The following is a 16,599-nucleotide window of genomic DNA, read 5'->3' as shown; positions in this document are numbered from 1 at the left end:
CTCGTCCGTGAGCCGCATCGCGGTGGCCGGCGGCACGGGTGCCGTCGGTCGCCTCGTGGTGGAGCGGCTGCGGGCGGCGGGCCACGAGCCCGTCGTCCTCAGCCGCTCGACTGGCGTCGATCTGCTCTCCGGATCAGCGAACTCGCTGGTGGCGGCAGTGGAAGGCTGCGAGGCGGTGGTCGACGTCCTCGGCCCCACCGGCCTCGCGGCGCAGAGCGCCGCGGGTAGCCGGCACTTCTTCAGGACGACGACGACGGCGCTGCTCGCGGCCGGCCGCACCGCTGGCGTGGGCCACCACGTGGCTCTGTCGATCGTGGGGGCCGCCCACATCGACGCCGGTTACTACGCGGGCAAGGCGCTCCAGGAGCGCCTGCTCATCGCCCGGCGGGACGGCAACTGGACGCTGCTGCGGACTACGCAGTTCCACGAGTTCGCGCCCAGGCTGGCCGCCCTCGGCGCGCTGGCCCGGCCCGGGCGGAGGCAGAAGCACGACCCTCGCGTGGTGCTCGTGCCGGAGTTCGTCAGCCAGCCCGTCGCGGCGGCTGAGGTGGCCGACGAGCTGGTGTCGCTGGCCGTGGGGCCGCCACGCCGAGCGGTGCGCGACCTCGCGGGTCCGCGCGTGGAGGTCATGGCCGACCTGGTCCGCCGCTGGCTGCGCGCCCAGGGCCGTGACGCGCGAGTGGTCTCGGTGCCGCTACCGGGGCGCTTCGGCAACGGACTGCGGCACGGTCTGGCCCTGCCCGGGCCGTGGGCGCGCCTGGGTCGGCAGACCTTCGCCGATTGGCTCGCCACGCAGCCGCTCCCCCACCCCTGACCGCCACCCCCGCCGTGATCATGGGCGCTGGCCACCCTACGGCCGCGTAGGGTGGCGGAAGTCCATGATCACGGGGGGTTAGGCGGTGAGGCCGAGGCGCAGCATGCGGCGCACGTGGTTCTCCGTGAGCCGGTTGAACATCTTCCCGATGGCCACGAGGTCCGTGCCGGCGCCGCCGCCCTCCACGAGCAGGGTCGTCAGCGACGAGCGGTCAGCGGCCACGCGCTGCGCCTGGCTCAGCGCCTCCCCCACCAGGCGGCGACCCCACAGGGCCAACCGGCCCGCCACGCGCGGGTCGCGCTCGGTGGCTTCGAGCACCGCCCCCACAACGAACTCGGCACCGCTCGTCTCGTCGAGGAGGCGCACCACCAGGTCGCGCGTGGGCTCGGGGGCGAACGCCGCCACCTCGCGGTAGAAGTCAGTGGCGATGCCCTCCCCCACGTAGGCCTTGAGCAGGCCCTCCAGCCAGTCGTTGGGGGTGGTGCGTTCGTGATACGCGTCCACTGCGGCGACGAAGGGTCGCATCGCGCCCTGTGGATCCGCGCCGAGCTCACGCAGCCGCTCGACCAGCAGCTGGTAGTGGTGGAACTCCTCCACCGCGAGGGCGCCGACCTCGGCGGTCTGCTCCAGCGTGGGCGCCTTGTCGGCGTGCGCCGACAGTCGGAGGAATCCGGTGAGCTCGCCGTAGGCGAGGGCTCCCAGCAGGTCGATCTCGGCCTGCAGCGTCTCGCCCCGGGCGCCGCCCCTGTCGGCCCCGTCGGAAGATCGGCTCAGGCGCGGCGGCGTCATGCCGATCAGACTAGGACGACGGCTCGCGGCCGCTCACCGGCAGCGCCGGTAGCATGGGCCGTTGACAACCCTCGGTCGACCGGTCGCTGCCACGATCGGCAGCCGAACCGCAGCGGAGCCGTCCGAGCAGCGCCGTCACCACCGACCGGCGCCCGACGAGCTCCCGCCACTGAGAACTGAGGCCGCACGTGCCCGACACCAGCACCGAAACCATCACCGACCAGAGCACCGACCAGAGCACCGACGAGCAGGTCGCCGAGATCCCCGCGAGCGACGCCGACCGCGCCGCCCTCCCCGAGGACGCGATCCTCGCCGGTGACGACGAGACGCCCACCGTCGAGGCGCTGGCGGAGAAGTCCTTCGCCGACTACGGCGTCGAGCCGAAGATCGTCGCCGCGCTCGAGCGGGCCGGCATCACCCACCCGTTCCCGATCCAGGCCATGACGCTGCCGGTCGCGCTGGCGGGCCACGACATCATCGGCCAGGCCAAGACCGGCACCGGCAAGACGCTGGGCTTCGGCGTTCCCGTCATCCAGCGCGTCACGGGCCCCGGCGAGGACGGCTGGGACAGTCTCGAGGCGCCCGGCAAGCCGCAGGCGCTCGTCGTCGTCCCCACCCGTGAGCTCGCCGTGCAGGTGGCTCGTGACCTGGAGCGCGCCGCCACCGACCGCGCCGCCCGCGTGCTGGTCATCTACGGCGGTCGCGCCTTCGAGCCGCAGGTCGAGGCGCTGCAGCGCGGCGTCGAGGTGGTCGTCGGTACGCCCGGCCGCCTGCTCGACCTGACGCAGCAGGGTCACCTCAGCCTGGCGGCGGCCCGCGCCGTCGTCCTCGACGAGGCCGACGAGATGCTCGACCTGGGCTTCCTGCCCGACGTCGAGAAGCTTCTGTCGATGACCCCCGCCGGCCGCCAGACGCTGCTGTTCTCCGCCACCATGCCCGGCCCTGTGGTCGCCATGGCCCGGCGGTACATGAGCCAGCCGACGCACATCCGCGCCGCCGACCCGGACGACGACGGCGCCACCGTCAAGGCGACCACGCAGTACATCTACCGCGCCCACGCGATGGACAAGGTGGAGGTGCTCGCGCGCATCCTGCAGGCCGACGGTCGCGGCCTGACCATCGTGTTCGCCCGCACCAAGCGGACCGCCGCCAAGGTGGCCGACGAGCTCATCGACCGCGGGTTCGCCGCGGCCCCCCTCCACGGCGACCTGGGCCAGGGCGCCCGCGAGCAGGCGCTGCGCGCCTTCCGCAACGGCAAGGTCGACGTGCTGGTCGCCACTGACGTCGCCGCCCGTGGCATCGACGTCAGCAACGTCACGCACGTCGTGAACTACCAGTGCCCCGAGGACGAGAAGACCTACCTGCACCGCATCGGTCGCACCGGCCGCGCGGGCGCGACGGGCACCGCGGTGACGTTCGTCGACTGGGACGACCTGCACCGCTGGACGATGATCGACAGGACGCTCGACCTGGGCATCCCCGAGCCGGTCGAGACGTACTCCACCTCGCCGCACCTCTTCGACGACCTCAGCATCCCGGCCGGCACCAAGGGCCGCCTGCCGCGTGCGTCGCGCACCCGTGCCGGGCTGGACGCCGAGGAGCTCGAGGACCTCGGCGAGACCGGCCGCCAGCACGGCGGTCGCGGTGGCCGTGACGGCGGGCGCGACGGTGGCCGCAGCGGCGGTCGTGATGGCGGCCGCGGTGGTCGCGACGGCGAGCGCGGTGGCCGCGGCCGCGGTGACCGCCCCGAGCGCGGTGACCGCCCCGAGCGGGGCGAGCGCGCCGAGCGCCCGGCCCGCGCCGAGCGGCCCGCGCGGGTCGAGGGTCAGGACGGCGCCGGCAGCGAGACCGCCGCGGCCGCCGAGGGCGCGCCGCGTCGTCGTCGTCGCCGCGGTGGTGCCGGTTCGGCCGGCGACGGTGCTGCGGTGGAGAGCACGTCGCCCGAGACCACCTTGCCCGAGGGCGGTTCGGCGACCACCCTCGCCGAGATCACCCTGCCCGACCGCTCGGGTGGCGCCGGTCCGGACGGCGAGGGCGCCGAGGGCGCGCCGCGTCGTCGCCGTCGCCGCGGTGGGCGCGGGCGGGGTCGTTCGGCGGGCTCGACCGACACCAGCACCGAGGACGGACCCGAGGCCAGCTCAGAAGCCAGCCCCGAGACCAGCTCCTCCGAGGCTTCGCCCCCCGACGCCTGACCCTTCTCTCTCTTCCGCAGCCGAGCGCCTGGTTGCTGTTCCGACACCCCTCGGAACCGCAACCAGGCGCTCGGCTGCAATCCGGGGAGAGGTGCCCGATCTGCGGTGATCACGGCGCGTGATCGGCTCGCGGCCCGTCGCCGCGAGCATGAGGCTGGCCGCATGGCCGAGCATCCCGTCGACACCCGCCCCCGCCCCTCGGCGGTGGCCCCGCGGCCGCTGCTGCTGCGCATCCTCGACGCGCCGGTGCACTGGGCGTGGCTCGACCCGCTCGCCCGACCGGTCTGCGATGTGGTCCATCGCCGCATCCCCCGCGGCCTGGCGGACGTGCTGCACGGCACGCCCATCGGCCACCCGCTGCACCCGATCCTCGCGCAGGTGGTGGTCGGCTCGTGGACCAGCGCGGCCCTGCTCGACGCGCTGACGCTCGCCGGCCTGGTACCCAACGAGCTCGAGGATGGTGCCGAGTCGGCGGCCACCACCCTGGCCGCCACGGGTCTGGCGTCGTCGCTGCCGACCATCGCCGCGGGCTGGACCGACTGGTCCGACCTCCACGAAGACCAGCAGCGCGTGGGGCTGGTCCACGCCGCCGGCAACTATGCGGCGACGGCGATGGTGGCGCTCTCCCTCGTGCAGCGGTGGCGCGGTCGCCGTACCAGCGGGCGGCTCTGGTCGCTGGCCGCGGTGACGACGGCGACGGCCGGCGCCGCGCTCGGCGGCCACCTCGCCTACCGCTGGGCCGCTGGCGCCTCCCACGTCGAGCACGTGCCCCATGTGGCGCCCGAGGGTTGGTACCCGGTGGCCACGTGGGACGAGCTGACCGTCGACGCCCCGGCGCGGGCGTCGGTGGGCGACGTCGCCGTCGTCGTCGTCCGCACCACCACCGGCATCAGCGTGCTGGCGGACACCTGCAGTCACCTGGCGGCCTCGCTCGCCGGCGGCACGGTGGTGCGCGAGCGCAGCGAGGAATGCCTGGTGTGCCCGTGGCACGGCAGCACGTTCCGCCTCTCCGACGGCTCCGCGGTGCACGGGCCCGCCACCGCGCCGCAGCCGGTGCTCGCGAGCCGTGTCGAGCCCGACGGCACCGTGCTCGCGCGGGTGGTGGAGCTGCCGGGCGTCTCCGGCTCGCCGAGCACAGCGGCCCGGGCGGGGTGACGATGAGGTGGTGGGAGATCACGACGACGACGGCCTGTTCGGTCCCGGCAGCGCCACCTGGGAGCTGCACACCGACCCGATGATCGGCCCCGCCGGGCTGCGCGCCCTGGTGCTCCAGGCCCTGCATCCGCTCGCCATGCACGTGGTGGCGCAGCACTCCACGTTCAAGCAGGAGACTTGGCAGCGGCTGCACCGCACCGGGGAGTACGTCGACGCCATCACCTTCGGCAGCACGGCCGAGGCGCACCGCGCTGCAGCGCGTGTGCGCGGCATCCACGCCCGCGTCCGCGGCACCGACCCCGAGACGGGCCTGGAGTACCGCGCCGACGACGAGGACCTGCTGCTGTGGATCCACTGCGCCCTCGTCGACAGCATCCTCGACGTCGTGGCCCGCAGCCGCCCGGCGCGCGAGGCCCTCAGCGACGCGACGGCGGACCGCTACGTCGCCGAGCAGGTGATCTCTGCCGAGCTGGTGGGCGTGCGCCCCGAGGTCGTGCCCGCCAGCCGCGCTGACCTGGCGGCGTACTTCGAGGAGGTCCGCCCGCACTTGCGTGTGACACGGGAGGCGCGGGAGGCGGCGTCGTACGTCATCGCTCCCCCGCTGGAGGCGCGCACGCTGCTCAGCACGCCCGTCGCGCCGGTGTGGTTCGGGGTGGCGGGCACGGCGGCCGCCTCGCTGCCGGGCTGGGCTCGGCGCATGTACGCAGTTCCGGAGCTGCCAGGGGCCGAGGCGTCGAACGACGCGGCGGTCACGGTCGGGCTGCGAGGGCTGCGGCTGGCGCTGGTGCGCTCGGCGGGCAAGGTGCCCGGGGTGGAACTGTCCGAGCACCGCCGTCGCGCTCTGGCCCGCCTGGCCGAGGCTTCCTGACCACGCGCCCGCACCCCCTCGCCCGCGACGATCAGGCGGGGTCGAGAGCGGCCCAGGGCTCGGCAGCCGGCGCGGTGCGCTGACCCGTCGGGCACGACGGGCGGAAGTCGCACCAGGCGCACAGCGCCGACGGCGCCGCTGGGAACGCCTCGTCGGGGTCGGCGCCGGCAGCCAGCGCCGCTTCGGCCCGCACGGCATCGGAGGCGATGGACTCCGCTCGCCGCACCACGCGCTCCAGTGACGTGCTCGTGTGCTCGGCGGCCGCCACCGTTCCGGACGGCACGTGGTGCAGCTCCACCCGGCGGCACCGCGTGCGCAGCGTCCGCCCCGTGGCCAGGGCGTAGAGGCCGAGCGCGAGGGAGAAGCGCGCGTCGTCGTCGTCAGGCACGCGCCGACCGAGCTTGTAGTCGACCACCACGGGCTCGTCGCCGTCGCCCTCCGGGCGGGGGCGCCTGTCGATCCTGTCGACACGGCCCGAGAACGCCAGCCGCTGCGTCGGGGTGCCCACCGTGCGCTCCACGCCCACCGGCTCGGCCTGCGGGTCGAGCCGTGCCGCATACGCCTCCACCGCGGCCTGCGCCCGCAGCCGCTGCGCCTCGGACTGGGCCTCGTCGCGGAACCCTCCGCTGGCGGGCGTCGGCCAGGCCCTCCACGCCTCCCCCACCAGCTCGGCCGCGCGCTGCGGCGTCCGCCGTTCTAGCGGCTGGTCCCACCAGCGTGCCAACGCGGTGTGGACGGCCGCGCCGACGCTCGTGTGCGCGAACGCACCACCGCGCTGCGGCGTGGGCCGGTCCAGGTAGGTGAAGCGGTACCGGCGGGGACAGTCCTCGAAGGTCGTGAGCTTGGTGGGCGTGCACCGGAACAGCCGCACCGGCATGCCCGGCAGCGCTACCTGCTCCGCCCCCTGCCAGCCACCGCTCACGGCATCGCCCTGAGCGTGCCCACCGGCTCGATCCCGCGCCCCTCAGCGAGCAGCCGCTGCAGCGACTCCGGCGACGTCGAGTTCTCCGCCAACCGGTTCTGCTTGCCCGTGCCGTGATAGTCGCTCGAGCCGGTGGTGAGCAGGTCGTGCGCCTTCGCGAAGTCCCGCAACCACGCCTTGTCGTCTTCGGTGTGGTCGCGGTGGTCGACCTCGACGCCCGCCATGCCCGCGGCCACCATCTCCTCGAGCACGTCCTCCCCCACGATCTTGCCGCGCGCCGAGGCAAGGGCATGCGCGATCACCGGCACACCTCCCGCCGCGCGGATGCGCTGCACCGCCTCCACCGGGTGCGGGGCGCCGTGGTGGACGACGTACGGCGACCCGTCCGCCAGCAGCCCCGCGAAAGCCTCGTCACGGTCGACGACGACGCCCGCCGCCACGAGTGCGTCGGCGACATGCGGGCGGCCCACCGTCGCGCCGTGCGCAGCCTGGGCGAGCACGTCGTCCCAGGTGATCGGGTAGTCGCGGCTGAGCAGCTCGGCCATGGTCTTGGCCCGGCTGAAGCGGATGTCACGGGAAGCGGCGAGCGTCTGAGCCAGCACCGGCTCCTGCGGGTCGTGCAGGTAGCTCAACAGGTGCACGGTGATGCCCCGGACCCGACAGGACACTTCCGCGCCGGGGATCAGCAGCACCCCGCACCGCTCGGCCTGGCGCCCCGCGCGCGCCCACCCCGCGGTGGTGTCATGGTCGGTGATCGCCAGGGCCTGCACGCCGACCTCCGCCGCGGCGGAGACGAGCCCGGCGGGGTCGTCCGTGCCGTCCGAGGCGGTGGAGTGGGTGTGCAGGTCGATGAGCACCCCGAAAGCCTAGGTCGCCGAGGCGACATCGTCCGCCCCAGACCGCCGACCACGGTCAGCGAGAGGGCTCCTCGCTGGGCGACGCCGTCGACTCATGGTGGTGGTCGTGCTCGTGTTCGTGGTGATCAGTGGGGGTCGAGGAGGCGCTCTCACTCGATGAGGACGACGACGAGGGCGTCGCCGTCTCGGTCGCTGTCGCTGACTCGGTCGCTGTCGCTGACTCGGTCGCTGTCGCTGACTCGGTCGCTGTCGCTGTCGCGGTGGGCGTCGATGTCTGCGACTCCGTGGGCGTCTGGGACGGCGTGGGCGTCGGGCTCGGCTCCGCCGACCTCGAGGTTGCCTGCGCCGACGCTGTCGACGACGTCTCCGCGGCCGGCGTCGGCGAAGCCGTCTCCGTCGGCGTGGCTGTTTCCGTCGGCGTGGGCACCGGCTCGCACGCGACCGCCGTCGCCGTGGGTTCCGTGGTCGCCGTCGCCCTGGGGTCCGCCGTCGCCGTGGGTTCCGGTGCCGTGGCGGTCAGGGTGGCCGTCGGCGTTGCGGTCGCCGTCGCGGTCGGGGTCGGGGTCGGGGTCGGGGTCCCGCTCTCCGTCGGGGTGGGGGTCGCCGTCGGGGCCGGGCAGCTCGGGGCGGGTGACGGCGCAACAGGCGTCGGCGCAGCGGCGCTGGGGGTGCTGGGCGGGGCCGGCAAAGCGAGGAGCTCCGGCAGCGGCGGGAGCACCGACAGTCCCTCGGCGTACGCCTGGGCCCAGGCGAGCACGGTGGCCGCGTACGTCGTCGACCGGTTGTACCGCCACAGGGCCGCCACCTGGCCGTCGTGGGTGGACAGGTCGGCTCCGCTCCCGCACAGGTAGTGCGCGGCGCCCAGGGCGGCGTCGTCGACGTCGTGCGGGTCGGCGATGCCGTCCCCGTCGGCGTCGGCGCCCCAGGCACGCCATGTGGTCGGGAGGAACTGCATCGGGCCGACGGCACGGTCGACGCCTGCGTCGCCGTCGAGACGCCCTCCGTCGCCGTCGGCGATCACCGCGGTGCCGGGGAGGCTGCCGTCCAGCCGCGGGCCGAGGATGCTGGTGAGGGTGCGGCCGGCCGCGTCGACGCGGCCTCCGGCGGCGTGACCCGACTCCACCTTGCCGATGCCGGCAAGCAGCTGCCACGGGATGCGGCAGCTCGGGTCGGTGAGGGCGGTGCGGTCGGCGGCGGCGCGGTAGGCGGCCAGCACGCGTTCGGGGATGCCGGCCTCGGTGCCCTGCACGACGAGCGGACCGACCTCGCGGCCGCCGTCGGCCGGAGGCTCCGTGCTGCCGCTGGGGGTGGGCACCTCGGCGGACAGGGGCACCACCCCGGCGGGCGCGCCCTGGGCGGAGCTCGTGCTCGGCGACGCCGCCCCCGCGGGGGCGACCAGGACGACGTCGGAGCCGGGCTCCTCGTATGTGGACGACGCGACCGACGCGGCGGTGAGCACCGCCACCGCGCAGATCGCCGTGGTGGACCTGGCCCGGGCGCGACCGGACCGCCCGCCGCTGGCGCGACCGGCAGAGCGCATGGAACCCCCCTCGCTGCGCCACCACGTGCAGGTGAACGACCGCGGAGGCTCCAGCATGCGGGTGCGTGAACCAGGACACAAACGGCAGCGAGTTGACCTGAGAGCAACGGGCAGATGGCGCAGCGTGATCATCTCGCGGGCGCCAGACCTCACGCACCGCGACAGACGGCGACGGGCTGCGCGCGGACCGTCGGTGGGAGGATCGGCACATGAGCGAGGGCACGAGCACCGCCGTCGTCGAGGGCGGCCCCCAGAACGGACCCGGGCACGGCTCGGACGACGGATCCGAGGGTCGTGAGGAGGCGCAGCGGCTCGCCGAGCGGGGCTCCAACCGCAGCCAGCGGCCGACGTCGCAGGCCTTCCGCGACTTCATCGCCCAGGGCTGGGCCCCGCGCCCCGCTCCCCCCGAGCGCCTGGCGGCCGCTCCCTGGGCCGCGGCGCGGCGCGAGCGCATCAGCGAGCGGTTCCCGGGTGACCGTCTGGTGCTGCCCGCCGGTCCGCTGAAGGTCCGCAGCAACGACACCGACTACCGCTTCCGCCCGCACTCCGCCTTCGCGCACCTCACGGGGCTCGGCGCCGACCGCGAGCCCGACGCCGTGCTGGTGCTGGAGCCCCGGGCCGAGGGCGGCCACGAGGCGCAGCTGTTCTTCCGCCCCCGCGCGGAGCGCACCACCGACGAGTTCTGGGCCAACGCCCGCTACGGGGAGTTCTGGGTGGGGGTGCGCCCGTCGCTGGAGGACGTCGAGGCCGAGCTCGGCCTGACGTGCCGCCACATCGACGAGCTCGAGAAGGCGCTGGGCGGGCCGCTGCCCGACCCCACCGGCACGGTGCGCGTCGTCCCCGATGCCGACCCGGGGGTACTGGCTCTCGTCACGTCCTCGCGGCCGGCGCCCGTGGACGACGCCACCGATGACACGAACGATTCCGACGACGACGAAGCCGACAACGACTCAGACGACGAAGCCCCCAGCCCCGACGCCGAGCTCGCCGAGGCCCTGTCCGAGCTGCGTCTGGTCAAGGACGCCTGGGAGGTCGAGCAGCTGCGCGACGCTGTCGCAGCGACCATCGCCGGCTTCGCCGACGTCGCCCGCTCGCTGCACGCCGCCGTGCGGCACGAGCGCGGCGAGCGCGTCATCGAGAGCGCTTTCGAGGGCGTCGCGCGGCGCGAGGGCAACGGCGTCGGCTACGAGACCATCGCCGCGGCCGGGCCGCACGCGTGCACGCTCCACTGGATCCGCAACGACGGTCCGGTCCGCCCGGGTCAGCTCGTGCTCGTCGACGCGGGCGTCGAGGCGACGTCGTTGTACACCGCTGACGTCACGCGCACCCTCCCGGTGGACGGCCGCTTCTCCCCTGCCCAGCGGCGCGTCTACCAGGCGGTGCTCGACGCCGCCGACGCCGCGTTCGCCGTGGCCAGGCCGGGCTCGAAGTTCCGTGACCTGCACGCGGCGGCCATGGAGGTCATCGCTGCTCGCCTGGAGTCGTGGGGCCTGCTGCCCGTGAGCGCCGCCGAGGCACTCGACCCGGAGAAGGGCGGCCAGCACCGCCGGTGGATGGTGCACGGCACCTCCCACCACCTCGGGCTGGACGTGCACGACTGCGCACAGGCGCGCCGTGAGATGTACCTCGACGCCGAGCTGGTGCCGGGCATGGTCTTCACCATCGAGCCGGGGCTGTACTTCAAGTCCGACGACCTACTGGTGCCCGACGAGCTGCGCGGCATCGGCGTGCGCATCGAGGACGACGTCCTGGTCACCGAGGACGGCTGCGTCAACCTCTCGGCAGCCCTGCCGCGCCGCCCCGCCGACGTCGAGGAGTGGATGGCTTCTCTGCGCTGATCCCGCGAGACGCACTGCGGCGCTCGTCGTCGTCCTGATCAGGACGACGACGAGCGCCGCGTGGTTCCTGCAGAGCGCCGCTCAGAGCTGGCCGGTCTCCCGCTGGAGCGGGCGTACGCCCTCCAGGCCCGCCAGGAGCTGCCGGGCTCGGCCGGCCTCCTCGTCGGCGCAGATCACCGAGTACCGCGACGCGAGGATCGCGTTGACGGAGCTGAAGTCGCGTCGGCCGCCGGTGAGGGCGTAGCTGATGACGCCGAACAGCATCCCCGAGCCGGCACCGATGAGCATCGCCGCCAGCCAGAGGTTCAGGCCTCCGTCACCCACGAAGAGCGTCAGCAACAGACCGAGGAAGAGGCCGAACCACAGGCCCGACGCAGCTCCCGCGAGCGCCACCCGCGCGTAGGTGAGGCGGCCGGTGACGCGCTCGACGCTGCGCAGGTCGGTCCCGACGATGCTCACCAACTGCACCGGGAAGCCCTCGTCGGAGAGGTGGTCGACCGCCTTCTGCGCCTCCAGGTAGGTGGCGTAGGTGGCGATCTCCGAGCCGGTGGGCAGGCTGATCCCGCCGGTGATGCCGCCGCGCACGCGCGGCTGCGGGGAGGCACCTGTCACACGGACTCCTGACTGCCGGCCTCGGCGAGCTGCGCCGCCTCGACCTCGCTCTTCGCCCCCGCCGTGGAGAGCTCGCCGCCGGCGTTCTCCAGGTGGGCGCGGACGAACCAGTGGTACTGCTCCAGCTGCCCGGTCTGCCCGATGAGCAGGTCTTCGGTGATGGGGTCGATGTCACCGACGGCCTCGATGGCCTCGCGGTGGCTGGTGATGACACCCGCGTAGACGAGGTCGAGCGCGCCCAGGTGCTCGATCGCGCCGGCGCGACCGATGGAGTACTCGTTCCAGGTGCGGGCGTTCACCAGCGCGCCGGGGGTGCCGCTGGGCGACTGACCGAGGGTGGCGATGCGCTCGGCCACCTGGTCCGCGTACTCACGGACGGTGTCGACCTGGGGGTCGAGCATCTCGTGCACCGCGATGAAGTGCGGGCCGACGACGTTCCAGTGGATGTGCTTCAGCGTGAGGTGCAGGTCGTTGAGGGCGTGCAGGCGATCCTGGAGGACCGTGGCGACCTTTGCGCTGTCGCCCTCGCCCAGACCGGGCACGCCGTAGTGGTTGGTAGCCATGCCGCCACGCTAGATCGACCCGCCGACCGCCGCCCGTTGGAACGTCCCTCGGTCGGGCGACCATGTCCAGGGGGTGCCCAGGGTGCGCCACTACGCTCGGTGCACGTGAGTGGCGCACCGACCCGGGTCTTCGTCGCGCGCCTGGCCGGGCTGCCGGTCTTCGACCCCGTGGGTGACCGTGTGGGGCGCGTGCGCGACGTCGTCGTCGTCCCCCGGGCCGCCCGCCGACCGCGGGCCGTGGGCCTGGTGGTGGAGGTGCCGGGCAAGAAGCGGATCTTCGTGCCGATGACCCGCGTGACCAGCATGGACACCGGCCAGGTCATCACCACCGGGGTGCTCAACGTGCGGCGCTTCGAGCAGCGCGAGGCCGAGGTGCTCGTCATCACCGACCTGTTCGACAGGGAGGTCGTGCTCAACGGGTCGGCCGCACGCGCGGTGCATGGCAGCGACGTCGACGGTCCCGTCGAGGCCGTCGTGGAGGACGTCGCGCTGGAGCAGGCCCGCTCGCGCGACTGGGAGGTCGGACGCCTCTTCGTGCGCGAGGCAGGGCAGGGCAGCAAGAAGCGCGGGCTGCGCCGTAAGGGCTCCACGGCCCTCATCGACGTGCACGACGCCGCCGGCCTGTTCGGCACACCGCAGGAGCAGGGCGCCACGCTTCTGGCGGCCTCCCTGGAGGAGATGAAGCCGGCCGACATCGCCGACCTCCTCCATGACATGCCGCTCAAGCGCCGCGTGGAGCTTGCTTCCGAGCTCGACGACGAGCGCCTGGCCGACGTCGTCCAGGAGCTCCCCAACGACGACCAGGTGCACCTCCTGTCAGCGCTGGGCCGAGAGCGCGCCGCGCACGTCCTGGAGGCGATGGAGCCGGACGACGCCGCCGACCTGCTCGGAGAGCTCACCGAGGAGGCCGCGGAGCAGCTGCTGGGCCTCATGGAGCCGGAGGACGCGCGCGGCGTGCGCCGCCTGCTCGCGTACGAGGACCACACCGCCGGGGGTCTCATGACCACCGAGCCCGTGATCATGGGCCCGGAGGCGACGGTGGCGCAGGCGCTGGCGACGGTGCGCCGCGCCTCGGTGCCGTACACGCTGGCGGCAGCGGTCTACGTGGTGCGCCCGCCGAACGAGACGCCGACCGGCCGGTTGCTCGGCGTGGTCCATCTGCAGCGGCTGTTGCGCGAGCCGCCGCACGAGGCGATCGGCGGGCTGATCGACAAGGACGTCGAGCCGCTGTCCCCGGACACGCCGCTGGCTGTGGTGACGCGTCGCCTGGCCACGTATGACCTGGTGTCCCTGCCCGTCACCGACCCGAAGGGACGGCTGCTCGGCGCGGTCACCGTCGACGACGTGCTCGACCACCTGCTCCCGGAGGACTGGCGCGAGGTCGACGAGGAGGCCGTCGAGCCGGAGCAGACGCTCGAGACGGTGACCGGCTCGCTGCGCGCTGTCGACCCCGGCCAGAGCAAGGGCTCAGGCGGCTCGGGCGGCAAGAAGAAGGGCGCCGGCCGTGGCTGAGGACCGGGAGAGCCGCCGCCGCGACGCCCTCGACGTGCCGCGCGAGAACCGCAAGCGGCTGGCCTCGCGCGTGCCCAAGCTCGACCGGGAGCGCTTCGGGCGGCTGTCGGAAGCCTTCGCCCGCTTCATGGGCACGCCGCAGTTCATCCTCTACATGACGATCTTCTGCGTCGCCTGGATCGCCTGGAACACGCTGGCGCCGGCGCCGCTGCAGTTCGACCCGAAGTCGCTGAACTACACGCTGCTCACGCTCATCCTGTCGCTGCAGGCCTCCTATGCCGCTCCCTTGATCCTCCTGGCGCAGAACCGCCAGGACGACCGTGACCGCGTGGGCCTGGAGCAAGACCGTCAGCGCGCCGAGCGCAACCTCGCCGACACCGAGTACCTGGCCCGCGAGGTGGCGGCGCTGCGCATCGCCGTCAACGAGGTGGCCACCCGTGACTTCGTGAGGTCCGAGCTGCGCTCGCTGCTGGAGGAGCTGGAGCTGCTCGCCGCTGACCAGCGGCGCCTCGACGATCCCGATGACCCCGACACCCGGCTCGACCAGCCGCTCGAACGGGGCCGCGACAGGTCGACGGCCAAAGCGCGCGACAAGGCCCGCGAGAAGGCGCGCAAGCGCGCCCGTGACGAGGCAGCGGCGGCGGCAGCCCCGCAGGAACCAGCGCCGGACAGCGATGACGACGACGGCGACAGCCGCATCCCCGGCGACGACGAGCGCGGCAACGGCAACGGGGCGACGGTGGGTGGCCACCTGGCGCGCGAGGGCTGACGTCCTGCCCACGAAAGGGGACTGACGCGTTAACCCCGGCGGTTCACGTGCCGATGGACCGTTCGTGACGACCCTCCGTCCCGCACACACTCTGTCGTCGCTGCAGTCGATGCAGCGACGACGCATCGGCGACGTCCTCGTCGATGCCGGCGTGCTGTCCCCGGAGCAGCTGGCCGAGGTCCTCGCCAGCCAGCAGAGCGCCTCCGGGCGCCGTCGCAAGCTCGGTGAGCTGCTGGTCGAGTCGGGCATCACCGATGAGAAGACCATTGCGCGCGCGCTGGCCGACCAGCTCGGGCTGACGGTGGCTGACCTGTCGCGTATGGCCGTGGACCCCGAGGTGGTGCGCTCCCTGCCGCGCGCGGTGGCCGAACGCACGCGCGTGGTGCCGCTGGAGCGTACGAGCACGGGCCTCGTCGTCGCCGTCGCCGATCCCACCAACGTGCTCGCCCTCGACGACGTGCGGCTGCACACCGGGTCCACCGACCTCGTGGTCACGGTGGCCACAGAGAGCCAGGTCCGCGAGCAGCTCGCGCGTGCCTGGGCGCTCGACCAGGACCGCTCCACCGCCTCGGCGGTGGAGGAGTCGGGCCTGGACCGTGACGCGGGCCTGAGTGCCGCCGCCGCGCTGGAGTCCGACGCCGCCGTCAGCGACGAAGACTCCCCCGTCGTCAAGCTCGTCAACCGGATCCTGTCCGACGCCGTGCGCGCGCGGGCCTCGGACATCCACGTCGAGACCCAGCGCGACGAGCTGCGCGTCCGGTTCCGTGTGGACGGCATGCTGCGCGAGGTCATGAGCGCCTCCAAGCGCGCCGCCGGCCCCGTCATCAGCCGCATCAAGATCATGTCCGGGCTGGACATCGCGGAACGGCGCGTCCCCCAGGACGGCCGCAGCCGCGTCACGGTGGACGGCTCCGCCTTCGACTGCCGCGTCTCCACCCTGCCGACGCTGCACGGCGAGAAGGTGGTCATTCGTCTGCTCACCCGCGGCGACGCCGTGCCGAGCCTCGACGACCTTGGCTTCTCCGCCGAGCAGCTAGCGGTCTTCCGCAAGTCGCTGTCCGTGCCCCAGGGCCTGGTGCTCATCACCGGCCCCACCGGCTCGGGCAAGACCAACACGCTGTACTCGGCGCTGGCCGAGGTGCTGACCCCCGAGAAGAACATCATCACCCTCGAAGACCCCGTCGAGGTGCAGCTGGCGGGCATCACGCAGGTGCAGGTCAACGTCAAGACCGGCATGACGTTCCAGGCCGGGCTGCGGTCCGTGCTGCGCCAGGACCCCGACATCGTGCTGGTCGGCGAGGTCCGCGACTCCGAGACCGCCGAGCTGGCGCTCAAGGCGTCGCTGACCGGCCACCTCGTGCTCACCACGCTGCACACGAACTCCGCGGTGGCGGCCCTGACGCGCCTCGTGGACATGGGCGTGCAGCCGTTCCTCGTCGCGTCCTCGCTCACCGCCGCGATCGCCCAGCGCCTCGTCCGCAAGCCCTGCCGGGCCTGCGCTGCGCCGTACGACCCCCCGGTGGACGTGCTGCGCACCCTCGGCCTGCACCCCTCCGACCTGGTCGACGCGACCCCGCGCAAGGGCACCGGCTGCCCCGACTGCGGCGGCACCGGCTACAACGGCCGCACCGCCGTCTACGAGGTGCTCGAGGTCGACGCCGAGCTGCGACGGGTGCTGGTGGCCGACCCTCGCGAGGCCGCCGTCGCCGAGGCTGCCGCGCAGCGGGGAATGCTCTCGCTGCGCGACTCCGCCGTCCGCAAGGCCCTCGCCGGCGAGACCACCTTCGAGGAGGCACTGCGCGTCACCGCCTCCGACGACGCCGCCCCCACCACCTGCCACGCCTGCGAACGCACGCTCGAAGAGGGCATGATCGCCTGCCCGTGGTGCGGGACGTCCCAGCAGCCCAGCGGCTGCGTCTCGTGCCACCGTTCGCTGCGCCAGGAGTGGACGTTCTGCCCGTGGTGCTCCACCGCCGTGGCCGGACGTACCCCCGCGGCGGTGGCCAGCGCAGCCGAGCCGACCGTCGACGCACTCGTCGAAGCGGTTGTCGAAGCAGCCATCGACGCAACCGCTGAGCACACCCTGCCTGGGCTGCCGATCTCGGCGCTCCCGCGCCAGGAGGCCAGCCCGACGTCTGAGGCTTAGCCTCGCCACAGACCGGTGCGCG

At 73.7% G+C, this 16,599-nt stretch carries 14 protein-coding genes; 8 read left to right on the top strand and 6 right to left on the bottom strand.

Annotated features, from left to right (window positions below):
* Positions 1-7 precede the first annotated feature (7 nt).
* Positions 8-814: an SDR family oxidoreductase gene (locus BXY45_RS00910; RefSeq protein ID WP_109772400.1), complete on the top strand. Its 807-nt coding sequence runs from the start codon at positions 8-10 to the stop codon at positions 812-814.
* A 78-nt stretch (positions 815-892) separates the two neighbouring features.
* Here the strand turns inward: BXY45_RS00910 and BXY45_RS00905 are convergent, their stop codons facing one another.
* Positions 893-1,603, bottom strand: coding sequence for a ferritin-like fold-containing protein (locus BXY45_RS00905; protein WP_109772399.1), 711 nt, complete (start codon positions 1,601-1,603; stop codon positions 893-895).
* Positions 1,604-1,863: 260 nt separating this feature from the next.
* Between BXY45_RS00905 and BXY45_RS00900 the strand changes: the two genes are divergently transcribed.
* The 3 genes from BXY45_RS00900 (at position 1,864) to BXY45_RS00890 (ending at position 5,818) form a co-directional block, all read left to right on the top strand.
* Entirely contained in the window at positions 1,864-3,795 is a 1,932-nt protein-coding gene (locus tag BXY45_RS00900; RefSeq protein ID WP_425468296.1) for a DEAD/DEAH box helicase, read from the top strand.
* Positions 3,796-3,957: 162 nt separating this feature from the next.
* Positions 3,958-4,950 carry a Rieske (2Fe-2S) protein gene (locus BXY45_RS00895; protein ID WP_109772673.1) on the top strand — a complete coding sequence of 331 codons (993 nt, stop codon included), beginning with the start codon at positions 3,958-3,960 and terminating at the stop codon, positions 4,948-4,950.
* A gap of 10 nt (positions 4,951-4,960) precedes the next feature.
* Complete coding sequence (locus tag BXY45_RS00890; RefSeq protein ID WP_146211034.1) at positions 4,961-5,818, top strand: oxygenase MpaB family protein; 858 nt, start codon at positions 4,961-4,963, stop codon at positions 5,816-5,818.
* Between the two features lie 31 nt (positions 5,819-5,849).
* Here BXY45_RS00890 and BXY45_RS00885 read toward each other — a convergent pair whose 3' ends face one another.
* The 3 genes from BXY45_RS00885 to BXY45_RS00875 are packed head-to-tail and all read right to left on the bottom strand — an operon-like array spanning position 5,850 to position 9,137.
* Complete coding sequence (locus BXY45_RS00885; RefSeq protein WP_109772672.1) at positions 5,850-6,695, bottom strand: RecB family exonuclease; 846 nt, start codon at positions 6,693-6,695, stop codon at positions 5,850-5,852.
* 41 nt (positions 6,696-6,736) lie between these two features.
* Positions 6,737-7,597 (bottom strand): PHP domain-containing protein, encoded by an 861-nt coding sequence (locus BXY45_RS00880; protein ID WP_109772397.1) that lies wholly within the window; start codon positions 7,595-7,597, stop codon positions 6,737-6,739.
* Positions 7,598-7,652: 55 nt separating this feature from the next.
* The gene (locus BXY45_RS00875) at positions 7,653-9,137 is read right to left on the bottom strand and encodes a lytic transglycosylase domain-containing protein (protein WP_109772671.1); all 1,485 of its coding nucleotides are present in this window, start codon (positions 9,135-9,137) and stop codon (positions 7,653-7,655) included.
* Positions 9,138-9,346: 209 nt separating this feature from the next.
* Between BXY45_RS00875 and BXY45_RS00870 the strand changes: the two genes are divergently transcribed.
* Positions 9,347-10,975 (top strand): aminopeptidase P family protein, encoded by a 1,629-nt coding sequence (locus BXY45_RS00870; RefSeq protein WP_109772396.1) that lies wholly within the window; start codon positions 9,347-9,349, stop codon positions 10,973-10,975.
* An 81-nt stretch (positions 10,976-11,056) separates the two neighbouring features.
* On the opposite strand, the gene BXY45_RS00865 is transcribed toward BXY45_RS00870, so the two are convergent.
* Entirely contained in the window at positions 11,057-11,587 is a 531-nt protein-coding gene (locus BXY45_RS00865; RefSeq protein WP_109772395.1) for a YflT domain-containing protein, read from the bottom strand.
* Positions 11,584-12,150 (bottom strand): Dps family protein, encoded by a 567-nt coding sequence (locus BXY45_RS00860; protein ID WP_109772394.1) that lies wholly within the window; start codon positions 12,148-12,150, stop codon positions 11,584-11,586. The genes BXY45_RS00865 and BXY45_RS00860 overlap by 4 nt, the downstream gene beginning before the upstream one ends.
* Before the next feature lie 105 nt (positions 12,151-12,255).
* Here BXY45_RS00860 and BXY45_RS00855 point away from each other — a divergent pair, with 105 nt between their 5' ends.
* From BXY45_RS00855 to BXY45_RS00845, 3 genes are all read left to right on the top strand, one after another.
* A complete protein-coding gene (locus BXY45_RS00855) occupies positions 12,256-13,662 on the top strand; it encodes a magnesium transporter MgtE N-terminal domain-containing protein (RefSeq protein WP_109772670.1) in 1,407 nt (468 codons plus the stop codon).
* Positions 13,663-13,696: 34 nt separating this feature from the next.
* Positions 13,697-14,431, top strand: a complete 735-nt coding sequence (locus tag BXY45_RS00850) for a DUF1003 domain-containing protein (RefSeq protein WP_425468295.1) — start codon at positions 13,697-13,699, stop codon at positions 14,429-14,431.
* Positions 14,432-14,495: 64 nt separating this feature from the next.
* A complete protein-coding gene (locus tag BXY45_RS00845) occupies positions 14,496-16,577 on the top strand; it encodes an ATPase, T2SS/T4P/T4SS family (RefSeq protein ID WP_109772393.1) in 2,082 nt (693 codons plus the stop codon).
* Positions 16,578-16,599: the final 22 nt, after the last annotated feature.

Origin of the sequence: Quadrisphaera granulorum (assembly GCF_003149145.1) — a bacterium.
Taxonomy (GTDB): domain Bacteria; phylum Actinomycetota; class Actinomycetes; order Actinomycetales; family Quadrisphaeraceae; genus Quadrisphaera; species Quadrisphaera granulorum.
Note: the sequence above shows the minus strand (reverse complement) of the source record. Positions and strands in the feature narration are given on the sequence as shown.

Bases quoted from the DNA above. Each gene is read 5' to 3' on its own strand.
- BXY45_RS00860 (WP_109772394.1), bottom strand. From the start codon at position 12,150: ATGGCTACCAACCACTACGGCGTGCCCGGTCTGGGCGAGGGCGACAGC.
- BXY45_RS00870 (WP_109772396.1), top strand. From the start codon at position 9,347: ATGAGCGAGGGCACGAGCACCGCCGTCGTCGAGGGCGGCCCCCAGAAC.
- BXY45_RS00875 (WP_109772671.1), bottom strand. From the start codon at position 9,137: ATGCGCTCTGCCGGTCGCGCCAGCGGCGGGCGGTCCGGTCGCGCCCGG.
- BXY45_RS00905 (WP_109772399.1), bottom strand. From the start codon at position 1,603: ATGACGCCGCCGCGCCTGAGCCGATCTTCCGACGGGGCCGACAGGGGC.
- BXY45_RS00895 (WP_109772673.1), top strand. From the start codon at position 3,958: ATGGCCGAGCATCCCGTCGACACCCGCCCCCGCCCCTCGGCGGTGGCC.
- BXY45_RS00885 (WP_109772672.1), bottom strand. From the start codon at position 6,695: ATGCCGGTGCGGCTGTTCCGGTGCACGCCCACCAAGCTCACGACCTTC.